The organism is Streptosporangium sp. NPDC006930 (genome assembly GCF_040635605.1).
In the GTDB taxonomy this organism is placed as follows: domain Bacteria; phylum Actinomycetota; class Actinomycetes; order Streptosporangiales; family Streptosporangiaceae; genus Streptosporangium.
On the sequence record NZ_JBEYID010000004.1, the window covers coordinates 132,743 to 148,121 of the forward strand.

Below are 15,379 nucleotides of genomic sequence, written 5' to 3' on the forward strand. Positions count from 1 at the left end.
AGCGGGTGGTTATGAACACCCCTCAGGCTCACGTGGAAGGGGCCGCTCGTAAAGCGGCCAACAGTCAGACGCTGGACAGGCTGGCACGCGTCGGCATAGCGTGCCGCGGTGTCCTCTACGGCTTGATCGGTTTCCTCGCCCTGCAGATCGCCTTCGGCGGTGGAAGCGGAGGCAAGGAAGCCGACAACAGCGGCGCGATCGAGACGGTGGCCGAGCAACCGTTCGGGACGTTCCTGCTCTGGCTCATGGTGGTCGGGTTCGTCGCGCTGGTCGCCTGGCAGCTGTCGGAGGCCATCATCGGCCGTGGCCAGACCAAGGACAGGGTGGAGGCCGCCGCACGGGTGGTGGTCTACTCGCTGGTCGTGGCGACGCTGCTCAGCGTGCTGCTGCGCGGCGACTCGGCCTCCTCGTCGGACAGCCAGTCGAAGGACATCACGGCGATGCTGATGGACCTGCCCGCCGGGCAGTTCCTGGTGGGCCTGATGGGGCTGGGTCTGATCGCCCTGGGAGGCTACTGGATCCACAAGGGCTGGAAGAAGAAGTTCCTTGAGGACCTGCGCACCGGAGAGATGCCCGCGAAGGCGCGAGACCTCGCCGAGAAGTTCGGCATGGCCGGCTTCATCGCCCGAGGCACGATCGCCGTGGCCGCCGGTGTCTTCGTCATCCAGGCCGCGATCACCTATGACCCCGACAAGGCCAAGGGCGTCGACTCCACGCTGCGCTCGCTCGCCGACACCCCTGTCGGTCCGTGGCTGCTCGGTGTCATCGCGATCGGTCTGCTGCTGTTCGCGGCCTACTGTTTCTTCGAGGCTCGCTGGCGCCGTCTGTGACGGATGGAGCCGCACGGTACGCCAGGTGCGGACACGCAGGTGAAAGCCGCTCTGGCAAGCCTCACCTGTCTATCCGGTAAGTGATCACATTCCTACTTTTCCGCGACATCTTCCCCGCCGACCTCCGCGTCTTCCCAGAAGTGAAACGTCATCGGAGGGGGCGGTATGGACTCGTCGGAGTACGACGGCAGTGAATGGGTTCTCCGCCTGGCGGGGTCCCCGGACCAGGTGGCGAGAGCTCGCCACCTGGTCTCGGTGATCCTGGGGCGAGACCACCCCCTCCACGACGACTGCGTCCTGCTGACGAGTGAGATCGCCACCAACGCGGTGATCCACTCCAGGTCGGGGGACGGCGGGGCGTTCACCGTCACGGTGGTTCGCTCGCCGGCGGGAGTGCGTGTCTCGGTCCAGGACGAAGGCTCCTGCCAGGCCCCCACCGCGAGCCGCGCCTCGGCCGACGCGACAGGGGGCCGGGGCCTGCCCATGCTGGAGACGCTGGCCCACCGCTGGGGCATGGTCAGGGAGGCGGGCTCCAACAGGGTCTGGTTCGAGCTGGAGACGGCCGACCTGCGCACGGGCAGCCTGGCCGCCGCCCGGTAGTCCCGGCGGTACAGGTTGCGGGAGCGCCTCCTCGCTCAGCTCGGCCGTCACGGCGTCGTGGAGGGCCGCGTGGCCGGGCGGACGTCCAGCTCGGCCAGCAGCCCGGCGATGCGGGCGGCGCGGAGCGGGTCGACGGGCAGGACGTGACCGGTCCACCAGCGGGCGATCTCCGGGGTCGGCCCCGAGGGAACCCGGTCCAGATAGTCGTCCAGCGGCGGGTCGTAGATGAAACCGGGCACCACGCCCCGGCTCTCCAGCCGGGCGACGACCTCGTCGCGGTTCTCGACGAGCAGGGGCACCCGTAGCAGCGGCAGTGGCGCCGCCTCGCGGACGCCGTCGGCCGCCCAGGGCAGGGTGCGCAGCAGCTCGACCCCGGCCACCCGGCGCTCCCGTTCGCGGTCGATCACCCGGAACCGGGAGCGGTGGTATCCGCGAAGCAGCGCCCCCTGGCGCATCCGCCAGTCGTCGAGGTCGATCCGCAGCCAGTGGTCCATGGCGCGCGGGTCGACCGGGTCGGCGGCGACGACCGCGCGCAACTCCTCCTCGCGGGGCGGGCAGCGGTGGCCGGTCCAGCGCACGAGACCCAGCGCCTTGAGGGCGTGCCACATCGGCCTGACCAGCCCGGTGCGGTAGATCGTCTCGCGCAGCACGGGCCGCAGCGTGCCGAGCAACTGGGCGCGCGCCCCTCCGGGAAGCAGCAGCTCGTCCCTGGCACGCGCCAGCTCGGGCAGCACGGCCGGGTCCTCCGCGGTGAGGAACCCGCCGGACATCGCCCGCCCGTGCTTGGCGAGGCTGAACACTCCGGCCGTGCCGAACGTACCCGCGGGGCGGCCCTGCACAGTCGTCTGCATGGCGTGCGCCGCGTCGTCGAGGAGGATCACGCCGCGCCGGTCGCACTCGGCGCGCAGCTCGGTCACCCGGTCGGGCTGGCCGTACAGGTGCGTGGTGACGACACCGGCGAGGCCGGTCCAGTCGACGGCGGGGACGTCGATGTTGCCGTCGCGCCAGGAGACCGGCGCCATCACCGGCTCAAGCCCGGCGGCGAGCACGACGAACAGCACCGTCTCACAGTTCGTCGGCGAGATCAGTACCCTGTCGCCGCGCTTGAACCAGTGGCGCAGCGCGATGAGCAGGCCGAACCTGGCGGACGGCACGTGGAGGCACTCCCGGCCGATCCGGTCGCGCATGACCGCCTCCAGCGCGCGGCGGCCGTCCGCGTGGTCAAAGGTGGCAGGGCGGGCGCTCATCGGGCCTCCTTCCGAGGGCTCATCGACTCCTCCTGCCGGTGCGCAGCCGACCGTACCGCTTCATGGCCCTGTCGGCGGCGCCGTACAGGACCGGGCTGTCGAGGATGAACCGCCGCACCCGGCGGACCGGCTCGGTACGCAGCCAGTGCGCCGCCGCGCCCACCGACCGGCGGCGCACGATGCCCTCGGTGACCGGAACGGTCCTGCTGCACAGCGCGTCCTTGTACTCCGAGCCGTTACTGATGCCCAGGTCCAGCGAGGTGATCCCGAGCTTCGCGGCGGCCTCGACCATGCGCAGGTGCTGGATCAGGCCGGGGGAGTATCTGGCGTACTCGGGATCGTAGGCGGGGAACCAGCCGATCATCGTCGTGCCGGTGCGCAGCCCGAAGTGGCCCGCGACGGGCCTGCCGTCGGCGTACAGCATCGACAGCGGCCCCGCGAAGTCGTCGGTGTCGGCGGCGTGCAGGCGTTCGACCAGCTCCACGACCCACGCCTTGCCGAAGCGGTCGGCGCGGCCCATCCGCTGGTACTGGGCGGACTTCCACCGGCGCAGCAGCCGGAAGCTCTCGGGGTCGTCCACCGCGAACTCGGAGGTGACCTCGCCCACGTCGCGGCTCAGCTTCCGCTCCTTGTACAGGGTGGACTTGAGGAACTTCGGGGAGCGTTCGCGCAGCTCGTCGAGGAAGGCGTGGTAGCCGTCGGCGAAGTCGAGGACCACGGCCTCCTGCCTGAGCGTCTCGAACGGCCTGAACCACGGCTGGTGGTCGACCAGACAGCCGAACTCCCACACGCTCAGCCCGCACGCCCGAAGCAGGGCGTCGGAGTCGAACTCGGCGCCCGGGCGGTGGACGACCCCCTGGGAGAGCGACACCCACCCGCCCAGAGCGGCACTCACCCCGCCACCGTGCAGTTCGAAGGGGAAGAACCCGACGGGCCCGTCGGACTCGCTGATCACCGCTACCCGCGCCTCCGGGCGGACCTCGCCCATCGCGATCGTGAAGTCCGGGCTGAGGAAGGGATTGTCCAGGTGTGAGCTGGAACGTTGCATTCCGCGCCATGCCGAGATATCGGCCGTGCCCAACTCCGAGGGCCGGATGACGCTGATTCTCATGCGCCGTCCCCCGTCGCGCCGGGGTGACCGGCGGTGTGCGCAAACCTACCGTTCACGAGGCCGGTGGTCCTTTCTCGAAGCCTGGGACCAGGCAACTGGACGTCGTCGGAGCAGGGGGAGGTCCAGACGGCGGGCATGCGGAACGTGCGTCACGGCACGTGGAGACCAGCCCGGAACCAGGCGGCGGCTGATCTCCCGATCCGCGGATTCCCCGACTTCCCGAACTGCGGATCCCCCGATCCGCTGTTCCCCCGAATTACCGCCCGATGCGCTGAATCTATCGGGATATCGCCCTATTCGCTTAGTAACGAGATAGTTCGTTTATTAATGCGGCAGGCTCGCTACGCGACGTCGAAGGAGGCCGGCCCCGAGGGCGTCCTGGGCGGCATCGGAGGGAGCGCGGGGATGAGCCGTTCGATGACCGGCAGGGCGCGATGGGCGTACAGAGGGTCGACCGGCAGCACGTGCCGGGCCCACCAACGCGCCACCTCGGGCTCGGGTGAGGGGTCGGTGAACTCGGGCAGGTAACCGTCGTACGGCGGGTCGTAGAGGTATCCGGTGGCGACCCCGTGCCGCTCCAGCTCGGCGATGGCCGCGTCACGGCCGTAGACCAGCAGCGGAACCCGGAAAAGCGGCTGGTCCAGGTGGCGGCGTACGGCAGGGGCGACGGTGGGCAGCGCGGCCAGCACCGAGACGCCGGCGATCCGCCGTGACCGCTGCCGGGGCAGCGCGTGCAGGCGCCTCGACTGGTACCAGCGAGAAAGGTGGCCCCGCCTGGCCCGGTAGTCGTGCAGGTCGGCCCGGACCCAGGAGTCGAACGCCGGCAACTGCTGCGGTGCGTACTCCATCGCCCTGTGCAGATCCTCGGGGCGTGGTGCGATGCGGTATCCCTCGCGCTCCTCCTCCATGCCGAGGGCACGCATCGCCCTCAGCGCCGGGCGGACCATGTTCAGGCGCAGCGCGGCGTGCCGGCCCGCGGAGGTCAGCACACTGTGGATCTCTTTCTTGAAGACACCGGGCTGCAGCAGCCGGTCGCGCTCACGCTCCAGGGCACGCAGATCCGAGAGGTGCTCGACCGCGATCACCCCGCCGGAGCCCGCTCCCGCGTGCTTGGACAGGCTGAACACGCCGGCCACCCCGAAGGTGCCGATCGGCCTGCCGTTCACGCTCGTCTCGATCGCGTGCGCGACGTCCTCGATCAGGATCTTGCCGCCGAACGCGGCCACCCGGTCCGGCAGGCCGTACAGGTTGGTGGTCAGCACCGCGTCGACCGTGTCGAGGTCGACGGCGTCGGCGTCGATGTTGCCGTCGTCAAGGGAGAGAGGGGCGATGACCGGGCGCAGCCCGGCCGCGAGCACGAGGAAGAGGATCTCGTCCGCCGACAGCGGTGACATCAGCAGTCGCTGACCAGGGCTGCACCAGTGCCGCAGGGCCAGATACAGGCCAAGGCGGTTGGAGGGCAGCGGAAGGCAGAGGCGATGAGTCCGCTTCGCCACTATGTGCTCAGGAGTCACCGGAGACCAGATATCACGTACGACATCGTGACCGCAAACCGGAAGGGTCGTGTCGCCCTAACCGGTCGCCACCTGGGATGTTTTGCCATGTTTCATCACTCTGCGCATGTTTGGGAAGATCAGCAGCGCGACCAGGAGCTGGCTGCCGAGCATGGCGTAGCCCACCGCGGCGATTCCGAAGTGGGGGAAGAGCACCGCTATCGAGGTGAGGACCAGGACGGCCATCCCGATCTGGACGAGGGCGAGCTTGCGTGCCTCGCTCTGGGCGCGCAGCATGCTGAGGCAGATCTCGATCACCGTCTGGGGGAGCACGGCGATCGCCATCAGGCGCAGCAGCGGCGTGCCCGCCTCGGCGAACCCCGGGCCGAACACGCCCAGGATCAGCGGCGCGCCGATCACGACCACCGCGACGACCGGCCCGACGATCAGGAAGGTGCGCCGCAGCGCGTTGCGCACGCTCTGTCCCAGCTGGGCGGCGTTGAAGGAGCCCTCGACGGTGAGCGAGACCGCCATGTTGGCCGCGAGCAGCCCGACCATGGAGCCCAGTGTGTGCGCTATCGAGAAATAGCCGAACGTCGGGGCGTCGTCGAGCCAGCCCGCGACGATGACCGGGACGAGATAAAGGATCAGCAGGATGGAGAACGCGCCGGGGAAGTCTCCGGCGAGGAAGCGCCCCACCTCGCGCAGGCGCGGCGGGTTCGCCGCGGTCACCTCGGTGTTCTTGACGTGCCTGGGGATGATGACCCCGAAGATGAGCCAGCTGATCGGGATCAGCGCTATGGCCGTCGGCACGATCCACGAGACGAAGATGCCGCCGAAGACGCCACCCTGCGGCAGCGCGTGCGCCAGCGCGATGAGCAGGCCCATCTTGACCAGGCCGAACGCCAGGCTGTTGACCGGCACCCAGACGGCGTTGCGCAGCCCGGCCAGTGTCACGTCCTGGAGGGTGAAGATCGTCCACACGAGCACCGAGGCGAGGAAGAACAGGCCGGGACCGAGCCCGCCGAGGTCGGCGTAGACCGATCCCCACAGCGGTAAGGTCAGCAGGAACCCCAGCGCCGCCACCAGGCCGGTGGCTCCGGCGACCGCGTAGCCGCGCAGGATGAACTCGGCGGTGCGGCGCCCGGCCACCGGGATGAACCTGGCCATGGCGCCCGCGAAGGCGAGCCCGGTCAGGGAGGAGAACAGCCGCATCGCGCTGATCTGGGCCTGTCCCTCACCGAACGCGGTGGCGCTGTACAGGTGCGTGGCGAGGAACCAGTAGCCGAGCCCCAGCACGGCGGTGATCCCCGTGTTGATCATCAGCGCGTAGCCCTGCAGGAACAGAGGGTTCCTGAGGTCCTTGCGGAGGCGGTCCATCAGGCCGGTCCCGCGTGCCTCGGTGGCCGTCCGGCCCGTCGCCCGCTCGCCTTCGTCGCGCGTCACGCCGCCATCATCGGCCGGGTCGCTTGCATCGACCTTGCCACCGGCTGTCCGGAGACCGGAGGCCGTGTTCGCGCCGGGCCCGAGAATGTCCGGCCCGCTGTCCGGCGCGGGGACGCCGCTCCCCGGCCTGGCGTGCCGGCCGGTGCCGTGCTCACCCACGCCGGTCTCTCCGATCCGCGCCGTTCCCGGAGGCGGCGCGGGAGCGCCGCGAATCGCTCGGGCGGGGTGGGGCGGTGGTCTCGTCGACGGGGACGGAAGGGCACGTCACCGGCCTTCGCGTCTCGTCGCGAGACCTGCCGGTCACCGAGGGGTACATGAGAATCGGCACGTGAGTCATGATGCCCCAGTTTCCGGCGGGCCGTGTCCGGCATGTATACGGAAGTCCCAGGCAGGACTTGATTGTGATAGAGGCTGCCCTGCTTTCGTAGGGATTGGGATGAGCGGGAGTGGCTGAGATCACCGATGCCGCCGCGAGCGGCTCGGCGCGTGGGGGAGGAATCGGAGCGATCCGTAAGGCCCGGGGAAGCCGGAGGATCCGGAAGGCCAGGGCTTTTCGCGGCGGTTCGGACGCCGGGAGCCGGGGACGTCAGGGGGCCGGGAGGGGGCCGGAACGCGGTTCGGATGGAGTCCGAGGTTCCGGGACGCGGTTCAGCGGGAGGTGAGGAGGCGGTTCAGGACGCGGACGCCGAACTCCAGACCCTCGACGGGGACACGCTCGTCCACACCGTGGAACATGCCGAAGTAGTCAAGATCCGGGGTGAGCATCAGAGGGGCGAAGCCGTAGCCCCTGATGCCGAGCCCCGCGAAGGACTTCGCGTCCGTACCGCCCGACATCACGTAAGGCACCGGTCGCGCCGACGGGTCCTCGGCCACCAGGGCGGCGCGGAGCCGGTCGAAGAACGGCGAGTCCATCGGGGCGGAGGGGGCGTCCTCGATGTTGACGAACTCCCGGGTCACCCGGGGGCCGAGCAGACGGTCGATCGTCTCCAGGAACTCCTCCCGATGCCCCGGCAGGAACCGCCCGTCCACGTGCCCCTCGGCGGTGCCGGGGACCACGTTGACCTTGTAGCCCGCCTGGAGCATCGTCGGGTTCGCCGAGTTGCGGATCTGCGCCCCGAACAGGTCACCGATCCTGCCGAGCCGCCGCGCCTCCTCCTCCAGCCGGTCGAGATCGATGCGCTCGCCGAGAATGGCCGACAGGTCCTCGATCAGCGCCGCCACTCCGGGCGTCAGCCGCACCGGCCAGCGGTGGGAGGCGATCCTGGACATGGCGTGGCAGAGTTCGGCCACCGCGTTGTCCACCGGCGGGCGGGAGCCGTGGCCCGCGACGCCGGTCGCGGTGAGCCGCATCCAGGCGGTGCCGCGCTCGCCCACCGCGACCGGGTAGATCCGCGTGCCCCCGGCCGTGACGCTGTAGCCGCCGGACTCGCTGATCGCGTCGGTGCAGCCGTCGAACAGTTCGCGGTGGTGCCGTACCGCGTGGCGCGCCCCGTACTCGCCGGTGGCCTCCTCGTCGGCGAGGAAGGCGAGCACGATGTCCCGGTCCGGCCGTACTCCGCGCCGGGCCCAGTCGCGGACCAGGGTGAGCGTCATGGCGAGGGTGCCCTTCATGTCGACCGCGCCCCGGCCCCAGACGCATCCGCCGAAGACCTCGCCGGAGAAGGGGGGGATCCGCCAGTCGGACGGCCTCGCGGGGACCACGTCGAGGTGGCCGTGGATCAGCAGGGCCTCGGGCGAGTCGCCGGGGATCCTGGCGATCACGCTGGTCCTGCGGCTGGCCGACTCGAACACCACGGGCTCGATCCCGGCGTCGGACAGCAGGGTGGCGACGTGCTCGGCCGCCGGACGTTCACCGGTACCGGGGTTGGTGGTGTCGAATCTGATCAGATCCGAACAGATCTGCGCGACCTCGCTCATCAAAGAACGCCCCCGGAGCCAGATTCCCAAAGCTTTTGATCAAAAGGTGCATACCCCTCCGGGTTGGAAATAGCACCCCATGTGGTCATTATGTGGTCGTTTCGAGCACTCCCGGTCGGCTATGACGCCGCCACCCCTCCAGGGTCCGGGAGCCCGGCCTCACTCGCTGTGCGCGGTCTGCGGGGTTTTTTTGGTCGAGCCCTTCGCCACGCTGGGGTCGCCCGCGGCGAACGCCTCGGCGACCTTTCCTCCGATGCGTCCGCGCTCGCTCACCTCGATCCCGTGGGACTTCGCCCACGCCCGGATCTCGGCGCTCCGCTCACGGTTGCCGCCGGAACTCTTCGACCTGCCCTTGCGGCCCATGGAAGTGCTCGCCTTGCGGGCGGCGGACTGGAACGGTCTGAGGGCTTCGCGAAGTTTCGTGGCGTTCTTCGAGCTCAGGTCGATCTCGTAGGCGGTGCCGTCGAGGCCGAACGAGACGGTCTCGTCGGCCTTCTTGCCGGTGATGTCATCGGTGAACGTGACGACTTGCTGACGTGCCATTGTGTGACTCCTTAATCTTGGCGCCGGAGCGTGCGGCTGTGAACCCGGCCGACGATGGTCCCGCGTCTCTTCCCCGCGCGTAAAACTCTAGTCCCTCCTTTCGTTGTCGCGCTCAGGAAACCTCTGTTCGCCGGAGATCCACTCTCTCAGGTTAATTACTCAAGGTCGGACTCCGGCGCCTCCACGTCATTGGTAAATGCTTCCCGTTCGCGGGGCATTAAAAACGACGACGACACCGGGACCCCTTGGCGCCTTGTATGCCGGGCTCTGTCGGCTGCCCCGGCGGGCTTTCCCGAAGGAGTGCCGGGGCACTTTGGAGTTTCGTGACCTCCGGGTGGTTTCCATCCTGGCCGCCCGGAAAAAAATCGACTTCCACCACTTCGGGCCACTCCGGTCCATCGTTCCGCCGCGGTTCGTTTCCCTGGCTCCGCGGCACCGGAGACGCCGGTCTCCCGCGGCCGTCATCTCGGCCCGCAGACAGGTTCTTTCGTTCCCTTTTCGCTGCTCACGGTACCTGTCAAACCGAGATCGCACGGAAGGGGCGAGGGGTGGGCCAGGCCGGGAGAGGCGGAAGGAGAGGCTTCGCGCGGGTCGCGCCGGACGCTCGGCGGACAATTCACGCACGCCGGAAGTTCGTAACCGAGCGCGTTCCGGGATTCCGGAGGACAAATGACTTCCCCGCCCCCGGAATGCGTGCCGCCCGTCCACGGGTTTCAGGTGTCCGGTATCGGGCGCCTTCGAAGACGCCCGCCGGTACGTTGCCGATCACATTGAGGTGTGATCTCGACACTCTCAGGTAAGGCAAGACTCGCCTTGCGGACCGTATGATTCCGGGCGTCTCGCATTGCGGGGGAGGGGAGACGTCGGCGGTCGTTTGCTCCTTGGTCGACATTGGCCCGTTCCATCACCCGGATCAATCAGGCGGCGTTCCCCGAATTGTTCGCGAACCGATCGGAGATCGGATAGGCGTATTGACCGGATCCCGGCGTTCCCGGTTCGGCCGGACACTCGGGGTCCGGTACCCGGCCGTCCGGCCCGATCACCGGATCGCCCGGACGTGGTCACCGGGGATTCCGCCCCCTGGCCCGCCCCACCCCGGCGACCGGGAGGTCCGGCGGTCCCGGGCCTCGGGCGGGCTCCCGAACCCTCGGCCCTTCGCTCCGGAGCCCCGGGAGTCTCAGCGGGAGTCCTCGGCGTCGGTGGCCGACACCTCCCCTGCGGACGAGATCGGATTTGTCGGTAGCGATCTCTACCGTCCGGCTCATGACAAACGCAGTGCAGGCCTACGCCTATGCCGGTCCCTCCGCGCTCGCCGACGGACATCTGGGCCTGTCGACATCCGGTGGCCGGACCACGTCGGGTTTTCTCGACCATCCCCGCTTCTTCAGCGGGGTGCTCACCCAGGCCGCACCGGCCGCGACCGGCCTGCTCGCGGTCGCCGACGTGGCATTGGCCCGCTACCACCGGCCGCAGCCGGGGTTCACCCGCGATCCGGTCGTGACCTGCGGTGGCGACCGTCTTCGATTCGAGTCCTTCTCCGCCTGCGGCGGCGTCTACGCCCGGCTGGACGTGCTCGGCCCCGCCCTCGACGGTGAGATCTTCGACCGGGGCACCACCAATGTGGACGTCAACAACCCGCTGCGTGAGGCACTGGCCAGGGTCGGCGCCCGTGACCCGCTGCACGTCGGGGTCGGCCCCGACGAGCTCACCGTGACCACCCTGGACGGCGCGGTCGTGGAGAAGAAGGTGCCGCTGCCCGACCGGTGGCTGCGCGGTTTCGCGGAGGTCCAGGTGATCGCGTCCGGGTTCGACCTGCGTGCCGAACTCGCCGGGCCGCAGGCCGTCAGGTTCCTGCGAGGACTGCCGAAGCGGGCGACGGCCGAGGTGTGGGCGGTCCCCGCCGGCAGGGAACTGAGGCTCTCGGAGCGGGCCGTACCCGGTGGGGTCCATCTGGCCGGGACCGGCAGGCTGGCGACGATGATGCCGTCGCTGCGCTTCACCAAGGCTCTGCGGGTGTACGGGCCGGCGGACGGCTCCGGGGCGAGCGCCTGGGAGCTGGAACTGCCCGGTATGCGGTACACGCTGGTGCTTTCTCCGCAGGCCTGGCGCGGTTTCTCCGGGGAGGGAGCCGTCCTGGACGATCTTTCTTCAGACGTGGTGGCCGGCGACGCCGACCTGGTCGGCATCCTGCTCGACTTCGAGCCCACCCTGGAGCTCGGCCTGCTCGCCGAACGCTCCGGACTCGCGCCGGAGCGGGTCCGGGCCGCGCTCACCCAGCTCGGCACGGCGGGCCGGGTCGGCTACGACCTCTTCGAGGCCGCGCACTTCCACCGCGAGCTGCCCTACGACCGTGACCACGTCGCGGCGCTGAACCCCAGGCTCGGCTCCGCCCGCGCCCTGGTGGCCTCCGGCGCGGTCCGCCTCACCGGTCCCGATTCGGCCGAGGTGACCACCGGAGGCGGCGTCCGCCTGGTGCGAATGGCGGAGGGGTCGTGCACCTGCCCCTGGTGGTACGACCACCGGGGCTCGCGAGGCCCCTGCAAGCACGTGCTCGCCGCCCGGATGGCCGCCGGCACCGCGGACGCCTCCCCGGCGGCGCCGCTCTCCCACGTCGGGGAGGACTCCCGATGACGGTCTGGGACGAGGTCCGCGACCTCATCGACAAGGGCGGTCTCGACGAGCTCGCGGCCCGGATGGCGGGACTCGACGCCGCCGGGCGCAAGGAGGTCGCGAAGGAACTTCCTGGACACCTCAGGTCGGCGCGTCTCGGGACGAACGCCTTCGATCGGTGGGAGAGGCGGGGCGCGCGGAGAGAGCACCTGCGGGTGGCGGGCGCGGGCTCGCTCGGTGGCGCGGCGGCCGCGGCCACCTGGCTGAACCGCCGCGAACTCGCGTTCTTCGGCTGGGAGACGCCGGGTGACACCGACGCCCTCATGACGGTGATCTCCGCGCGGGAGCCCGGGTGGCAGGCCGATCTGGTCACCCGGCTCACGCTCCGGATCCGCGACCGGACCTCACCGGGGATACCGCTGGTGCTGGCTCTGCTCCGCCGTACCGGCGTGACCCCGCCCGAGCACGACCCGCTCGTGCTCGGCTGGCTCGCCACGCCGCCCAGTGCGAGCAGGCTCCGCAGGGATCCGCTCCTCGACACCATGCTGCCGAGGATCTTCGAGGCGCAGGGCGTGGGCCGCGCCCTGCGCGAGGAGCGAAGCACCCCGCTGCGCGCCGGTTCCTGGCTCAGTGCACTGGCCATGCTGGGCGGCGAGGGGCGGGCGAGCCGCGAGATGCTCGTGAACGGCTGCGTGAGCCGGTTCCTGCGCGGAGGGGACGCCACCGACCTGCGGTTCTTCGTCCGCCTCCACGAGTTGCTCGAACCCACGTACGCGGAGGTGGAGGCCCGCGCCCGCGACTACCTGCGCCTGCTGCCGGCCGCGCCGGGGCCGGTCGCGGAGCTGGCGCTCAGGCACCTGCGCCGCCTCGACCACCTCGACCCGGCCGACGTGACCGAGGCGCTGGAGAGCGTGCTGTTCCGCGCCGAGAGCGGGCTGGTACGCACGGGGCTGATCTGGCTCGACCAGACCCTGCGGCGGTCGCCGGAACGGGCCGACGAGCTGGCCCCGGCCCTCGCGTCCGCGTTCGGCCACGAGGCGTACGCCGTACAGGAACGTGCCACGCGTCTCGCGGTCAAGCACGCGGCACACCTCACTCCGCTCGGCGCGGAGACGCTGCGCTCGGCTCCGGGCGCGCTCCCGCCCGACCTGAGACGGCTCCTCGCCGAGGCTCTCGGGGGAGAGCCGGAGCCCGAGGTTCTCGCCCCGCCGCCGCTCATCCCACCCGATCCGGTAGGAGCCTTCCCCGACCCGCCGGGCACGGTCGCCGAACTGGTCCGCGCGGGCTCGTCTCGCGACTGGCAGGAGGCCGAGCGGTGGCTCGCGGGCTTCGTCCTGCTCACGGCGGAGGACCGCGAGGCGCTGCGCGCCGCGCTCAGCGGGAGCGTCGACCGAATTCACGAGCTCTACCAGAGGGAGGACTGGTACGCGCCACACGACTGGTTCACCGCGATCGCCGCCGAACTCGTCACCCCTGGCGCCGACCCCGGACCGGCGGCCTGGGAGATGTCTGAGGCTCCGGAGGCTTCCGAGGGGTGGGCCTTCGGGAGTAGTACGACCGGTCCGGGGGACGCGGGCGGCTGGGAGATGTTCCTCGGTGATTTTCTCGCCGGAGCGCGCCACCAGATCATGCGGGTCCTCGCCGGAGTTGGCGAGGGCGGCGGGGCGGCAGGACCGGGGGAGGCGCGCGGCACCGCCCGAGAACTCAGGCCCGACCGGCTCCCCGGTGAGCACGACGTCTCCACGCCGCACCGGTTCGTGCTCCGGCGGTGCGCGGAGGTGCTCGCCGCGCTCAGGGCGGGAACGCTGCCGCCGGTCCTGCTCGCGACCCCGACCGCCGCCACCGGCCACCTCGATCCCGCCGTCTTCCTCACGCGTCTGGAGGAGGTCGAGGCCACCGGGGCCGAGCCACTGCCCGCCGACTTCCAGCAGGCGCTGCTGCGGTTGCCGGCGACCGTGGAACCCGAGGTGGTCGTCCGGGCCGGAGCGCTCACCTCCGAGGCCGGGCGCCGGGCGGCGCGATGGCTGGCGGAGGGGCCGGTCGAGGTGGAGACGCGCGTCCGCTGGACGTTCACCGAGAACGGGAACCTCCGCTACACCGACGAACACGAGCCGCCTTCGGGCGCCGGCCTGAATCCGGTCCCCTGGACGCGGGCCGAGGCGACCGGCCTGACCTTCGTCGACGAACTGCTCGGCGGGGTGCCGAGCCGCGACGGGGAGATGCACGGCCGGTACATGGCCTGGTGGCCCGCAGTCCTGCCCTCGCACCGTGACGTGGTCGCCGTCGGCTATCTCCCTCATCTGCTCCACTCCTGGTACGGGCCCGCGGTCCAGCCGGAAGACGTCGAGGCGCTCATCGCCGGTGAGGGGCAGGCCGGTGAACCGACCGCGCTGCTGCTCGCCTTCTTTCTCGCCCAACGGGATCCGGACCGCGGCGTGCGGCTGGTACTGCGGATGGCGGCGAGGGGGGACCTGCCCGCGGACGCCCTCGGCAGGCAGCTCGCCCTGCTCACGGAGCGGACCTGGGTGAAGCTGCCGCACGCGGTGGCCGGGCTTGAGCGGGCGGCCAGGCAGGGAGCCCACCGAGAGGTCTGGCAGATGATCCGGGCGGCACTGCCGCACGTGTTGCCGGGAGAGGGGGAGCGGCCGCGCTCGGGCGCGACCGGGCTCGTCGCCCTGGGCGTGGAGGTGGCCGGCTGGGCCGGGGCGCGAGGAGAGATCACCGGGCTCACCCCGTCGTCACGCCGTTCCTCGTCGGGGTTCGGCCGCCAGTGCCGCCGCCTGCACGACTATCTCGTACGGCCCTGAGCCCGCCCGCTCGGGGTGGGGGTGGCGGGACGGCGGCCGGGCGGACGCCGTCCCGTCGGGCGCGCGGAGAACCCGGCGGCGGCGAGCTTGCGGATCAGCACCGTGAGCGCCGCGGTGATGATCGCCGCCCAGGTCTGGGCCTGGGAGAGGCGCAGGAGCCCGGCCGCGAGGAGGAAGTCGAGCAGCACTCCCAGGGCAGTGCCGGCAGCGCCGCCGGAGAGCAGGACGGCGAGCGCCGCGGCCAGTCCCATGACGACGATGAGAGGAACGAGCGTGCGGGCGAGGTCAGCCATTCCCCGCACCGGGCGGGACGTGCCCACCGGGGTCGTCCGGCGAACCCCGTCCGCCGAGGGCGGCCTGTGAGGCGCGCCCGCGTGCCTCGCTCATCGTGCGTCCCTCCCGCTGGATCTCCCTGTTCAGGAAGAAGTTCAGGGCGGTGCGGATGGCCGCGATCGCCGCGAGCTGCCCGATCTGCGGAAAACTCGGCGCGATCGCCGTGCGCAGCACGTCGCTCGCCAGCTGGAACTCCAGGCCGAGCGCGAGGAAGCGTCCCAGGAACAGCCGCACCGCGATGAACCCGTCCTCGTGCCACCGTACGGCCACCAGCACGAACCGCACGAACGCGATCGCGGCGCCGACGAAGATGACGGCCGCCCCGGCCGCCTCGACGAGGCGTACCAGCAGGTCGACGAGCCGCCGGAGGGTCTCCTCCGGTAGAAGATCGGGCATGCGCTGCTGGTACCCCGCCGGATCCCGGCCCATGCGCCCGCGGTCG

At 70.8% G+C, this 15,379-nt stretch carries 12 protein-coding genes; 4 read left to right on the forward strand and 8 right to left on the reverse strand.

The features are described from left to right. Positions 1-11 precede the first annotated feature (11 nt). Together ABZ664_RS09290 and ABZ664_RS09295 are read left to right on the forward strand one after the other, a co-directional pair. The gene (locus ABZ664_RS09290) at positions 12-830 is read left to right on the forward strand and encodes a DUF1206 domain-containing protein (RefSeq protein WP_362505456.1); all 819 of its coding nucleotides are present in this window, start codon (positions 12-14) and stop codon (positions 828-830) included. Between the two features lie 165 nt (positions 831-995). Then, on the forward strand, positions 996-1,430 hold the full coding sequence (locus ABZ664_RS09295) for an ATP-binding protein (RefSeq protein ID WP_362505459.1): 435 nt from the start codon (positions 996-998) through the stop codon (positions 1,428-1,430). 47 nt (positions 1,431-1,477) lie between these two features. On the opposite strand, the gene ABZ664_RS09300 is transcribed toward ABZ664_RS09295, so the two are convergent. The 6 genes from ABZ664_RS09300 to ABZ664_RS09325 all read right to left on the reverse strand — a co-directional run bounded on the left by ABZ664_RS09300 (position 1,478) and on the right by ABZ664_RS09325 (position 9,187). Then, positions 1,478-2,677, reverse strand: a complete 1,200-nt coding sequence (locus tag ABZ664_RS09300) for a DegT/DnrJ/EryC1/StrS family aminotransferase (RefSeq protein WP_362505462.1) — start codon at positions 2,675-2,677, stop codon at positions 1,478-1,480. A 19-nt stretch (positions 2,678-2,696) separates the two neighbouring features. Then, entirely contained in the window at positions 2,697-3,788 is a 1,092-nt protein-coding gene (locus ABZ664_RS09305; RefSeq protein ID WP_362505465.1) for a GNAT family N-acetyltransferase, read from the reverse strand. A 341-nt stretch (positions 3,789-4,129) separates the two neighbouring features. Further along, positions 4,130-5,302 (reverse strand): DegT/DnrJ/EryC1/StrS family aminotransferase, encoded by a 1,173-nt coding sequence (locus tag ABZ664_RS09310; RefSeq protein WP_362505468.1) that lies wholly within the window; start codon positions 5,300-5,302, stop codon positions 4,130-4,132. A gap of 57 nt (positions 5,303-5,359) precedes the next feature. Further along, on the reverse strand, positions 5,360-6,727 hold the full coding sequence (locus ABZ664_RS09315; protein WP_362505471.1) for a hypothetical protein: 1,368 nt from the start codon (positions 6,725-6,727) through the stop codon (positions 5,360-5,362). A 648-nt stretch (positions 6,728-7,375) separates the two neighbouring features. Next, positions 7,376-8,644: a M20/M25/M40 family metallo-hydrolase gene (locus ABZ664_RS09320; RefSeq protein ID WP_362505474.1), complete on the reverse strand. Its 1,269-nt coding sequence runs from the start codon at positions 8,642-8,644 to the stop codon at positions 7,376-7,378. Positions 8,645-8,803: 159 nt separating this feature from the next. Next, complete coding sequence (locus ABZ664_RS09325; RefSeq protein ID WP_362505477.1) at positions 8,804-9,187, reverse strand: Lsr2 family protein; 384 nt, start codon at positions 9,185-9,187, stop codon at positions 8,804-8,806. Between the two features lie 1,263 nt (positions 9,188-10,450). Here ABZ664_RS09325 and ABZ664_RS09330 point away from each other — a divergent pair. Next, the gene (locus ABZ664_RS09330; protein WP_362505480.1) at positions 10,451-11,818 is read left to right on the forward strand and encodes an SWIM zinc finger family protein; all 1,368 of its coding nucleotides are present in this window, start codon (positions 10,451-10,453) and stop codon (positions 11,816-11,818) included. Next, a complete protein-coding gene (locus tag ABZ664_RS09335; RefSeq protein ID WP_362505483.1) occupies positions 11,815-14,604 on the forward strand; it encodes a DUF6493 family protein in 2,790 nt (929 codons plus the stop codon). The genes ABZ664_RS09330 and ABZ664_RS09335 overlap by 4 nt, the downstream gene beginning before the upstream one ends. On the opposite strand, the gene ABZ664_RS09340 is transcribed toward ABZ664_RS09335, so the two are convergent. Together ABZ664_RS09340 and ABZ664_RS09345 are read right to left on the reverse strand one after the other, a co-directional pair. After that, the gene (locus tag ABZ664_RS09340) at positions 14,586-14,897 is read right to left on the reverse strand and encodes a hypothetical protein (protein ID WP_362505486.1); all 312 of its coding nucleotides are present in this window, start codon (positions 14,895-14,897) and stop codon (positions 14,586-14,588) included. The genes ABZ664_RS09335 and ABZ664_RS09340 overlap by 19 nt on opposite strands. After that, positions 14,890-15,333 carry a DUF1622 domain-containing protein gene (locus ABZ664_RS09345; RefSeq protein WP_362505489.1) on the reverse strand — a complete coding sequence of 148 codons (444 nt, stop codon included), beginning with the start codon at positions 15,331-15,333 and terminating at the stop codon, positions 14,890-14,892. Before ABZ664_RS09345 ends, ABZ664_RS09340 begins: the two co-directional genes overlap by 8 nt. Between the last annotated feature and the right edge of the window lie 46 nt (positions 15,334-15,379).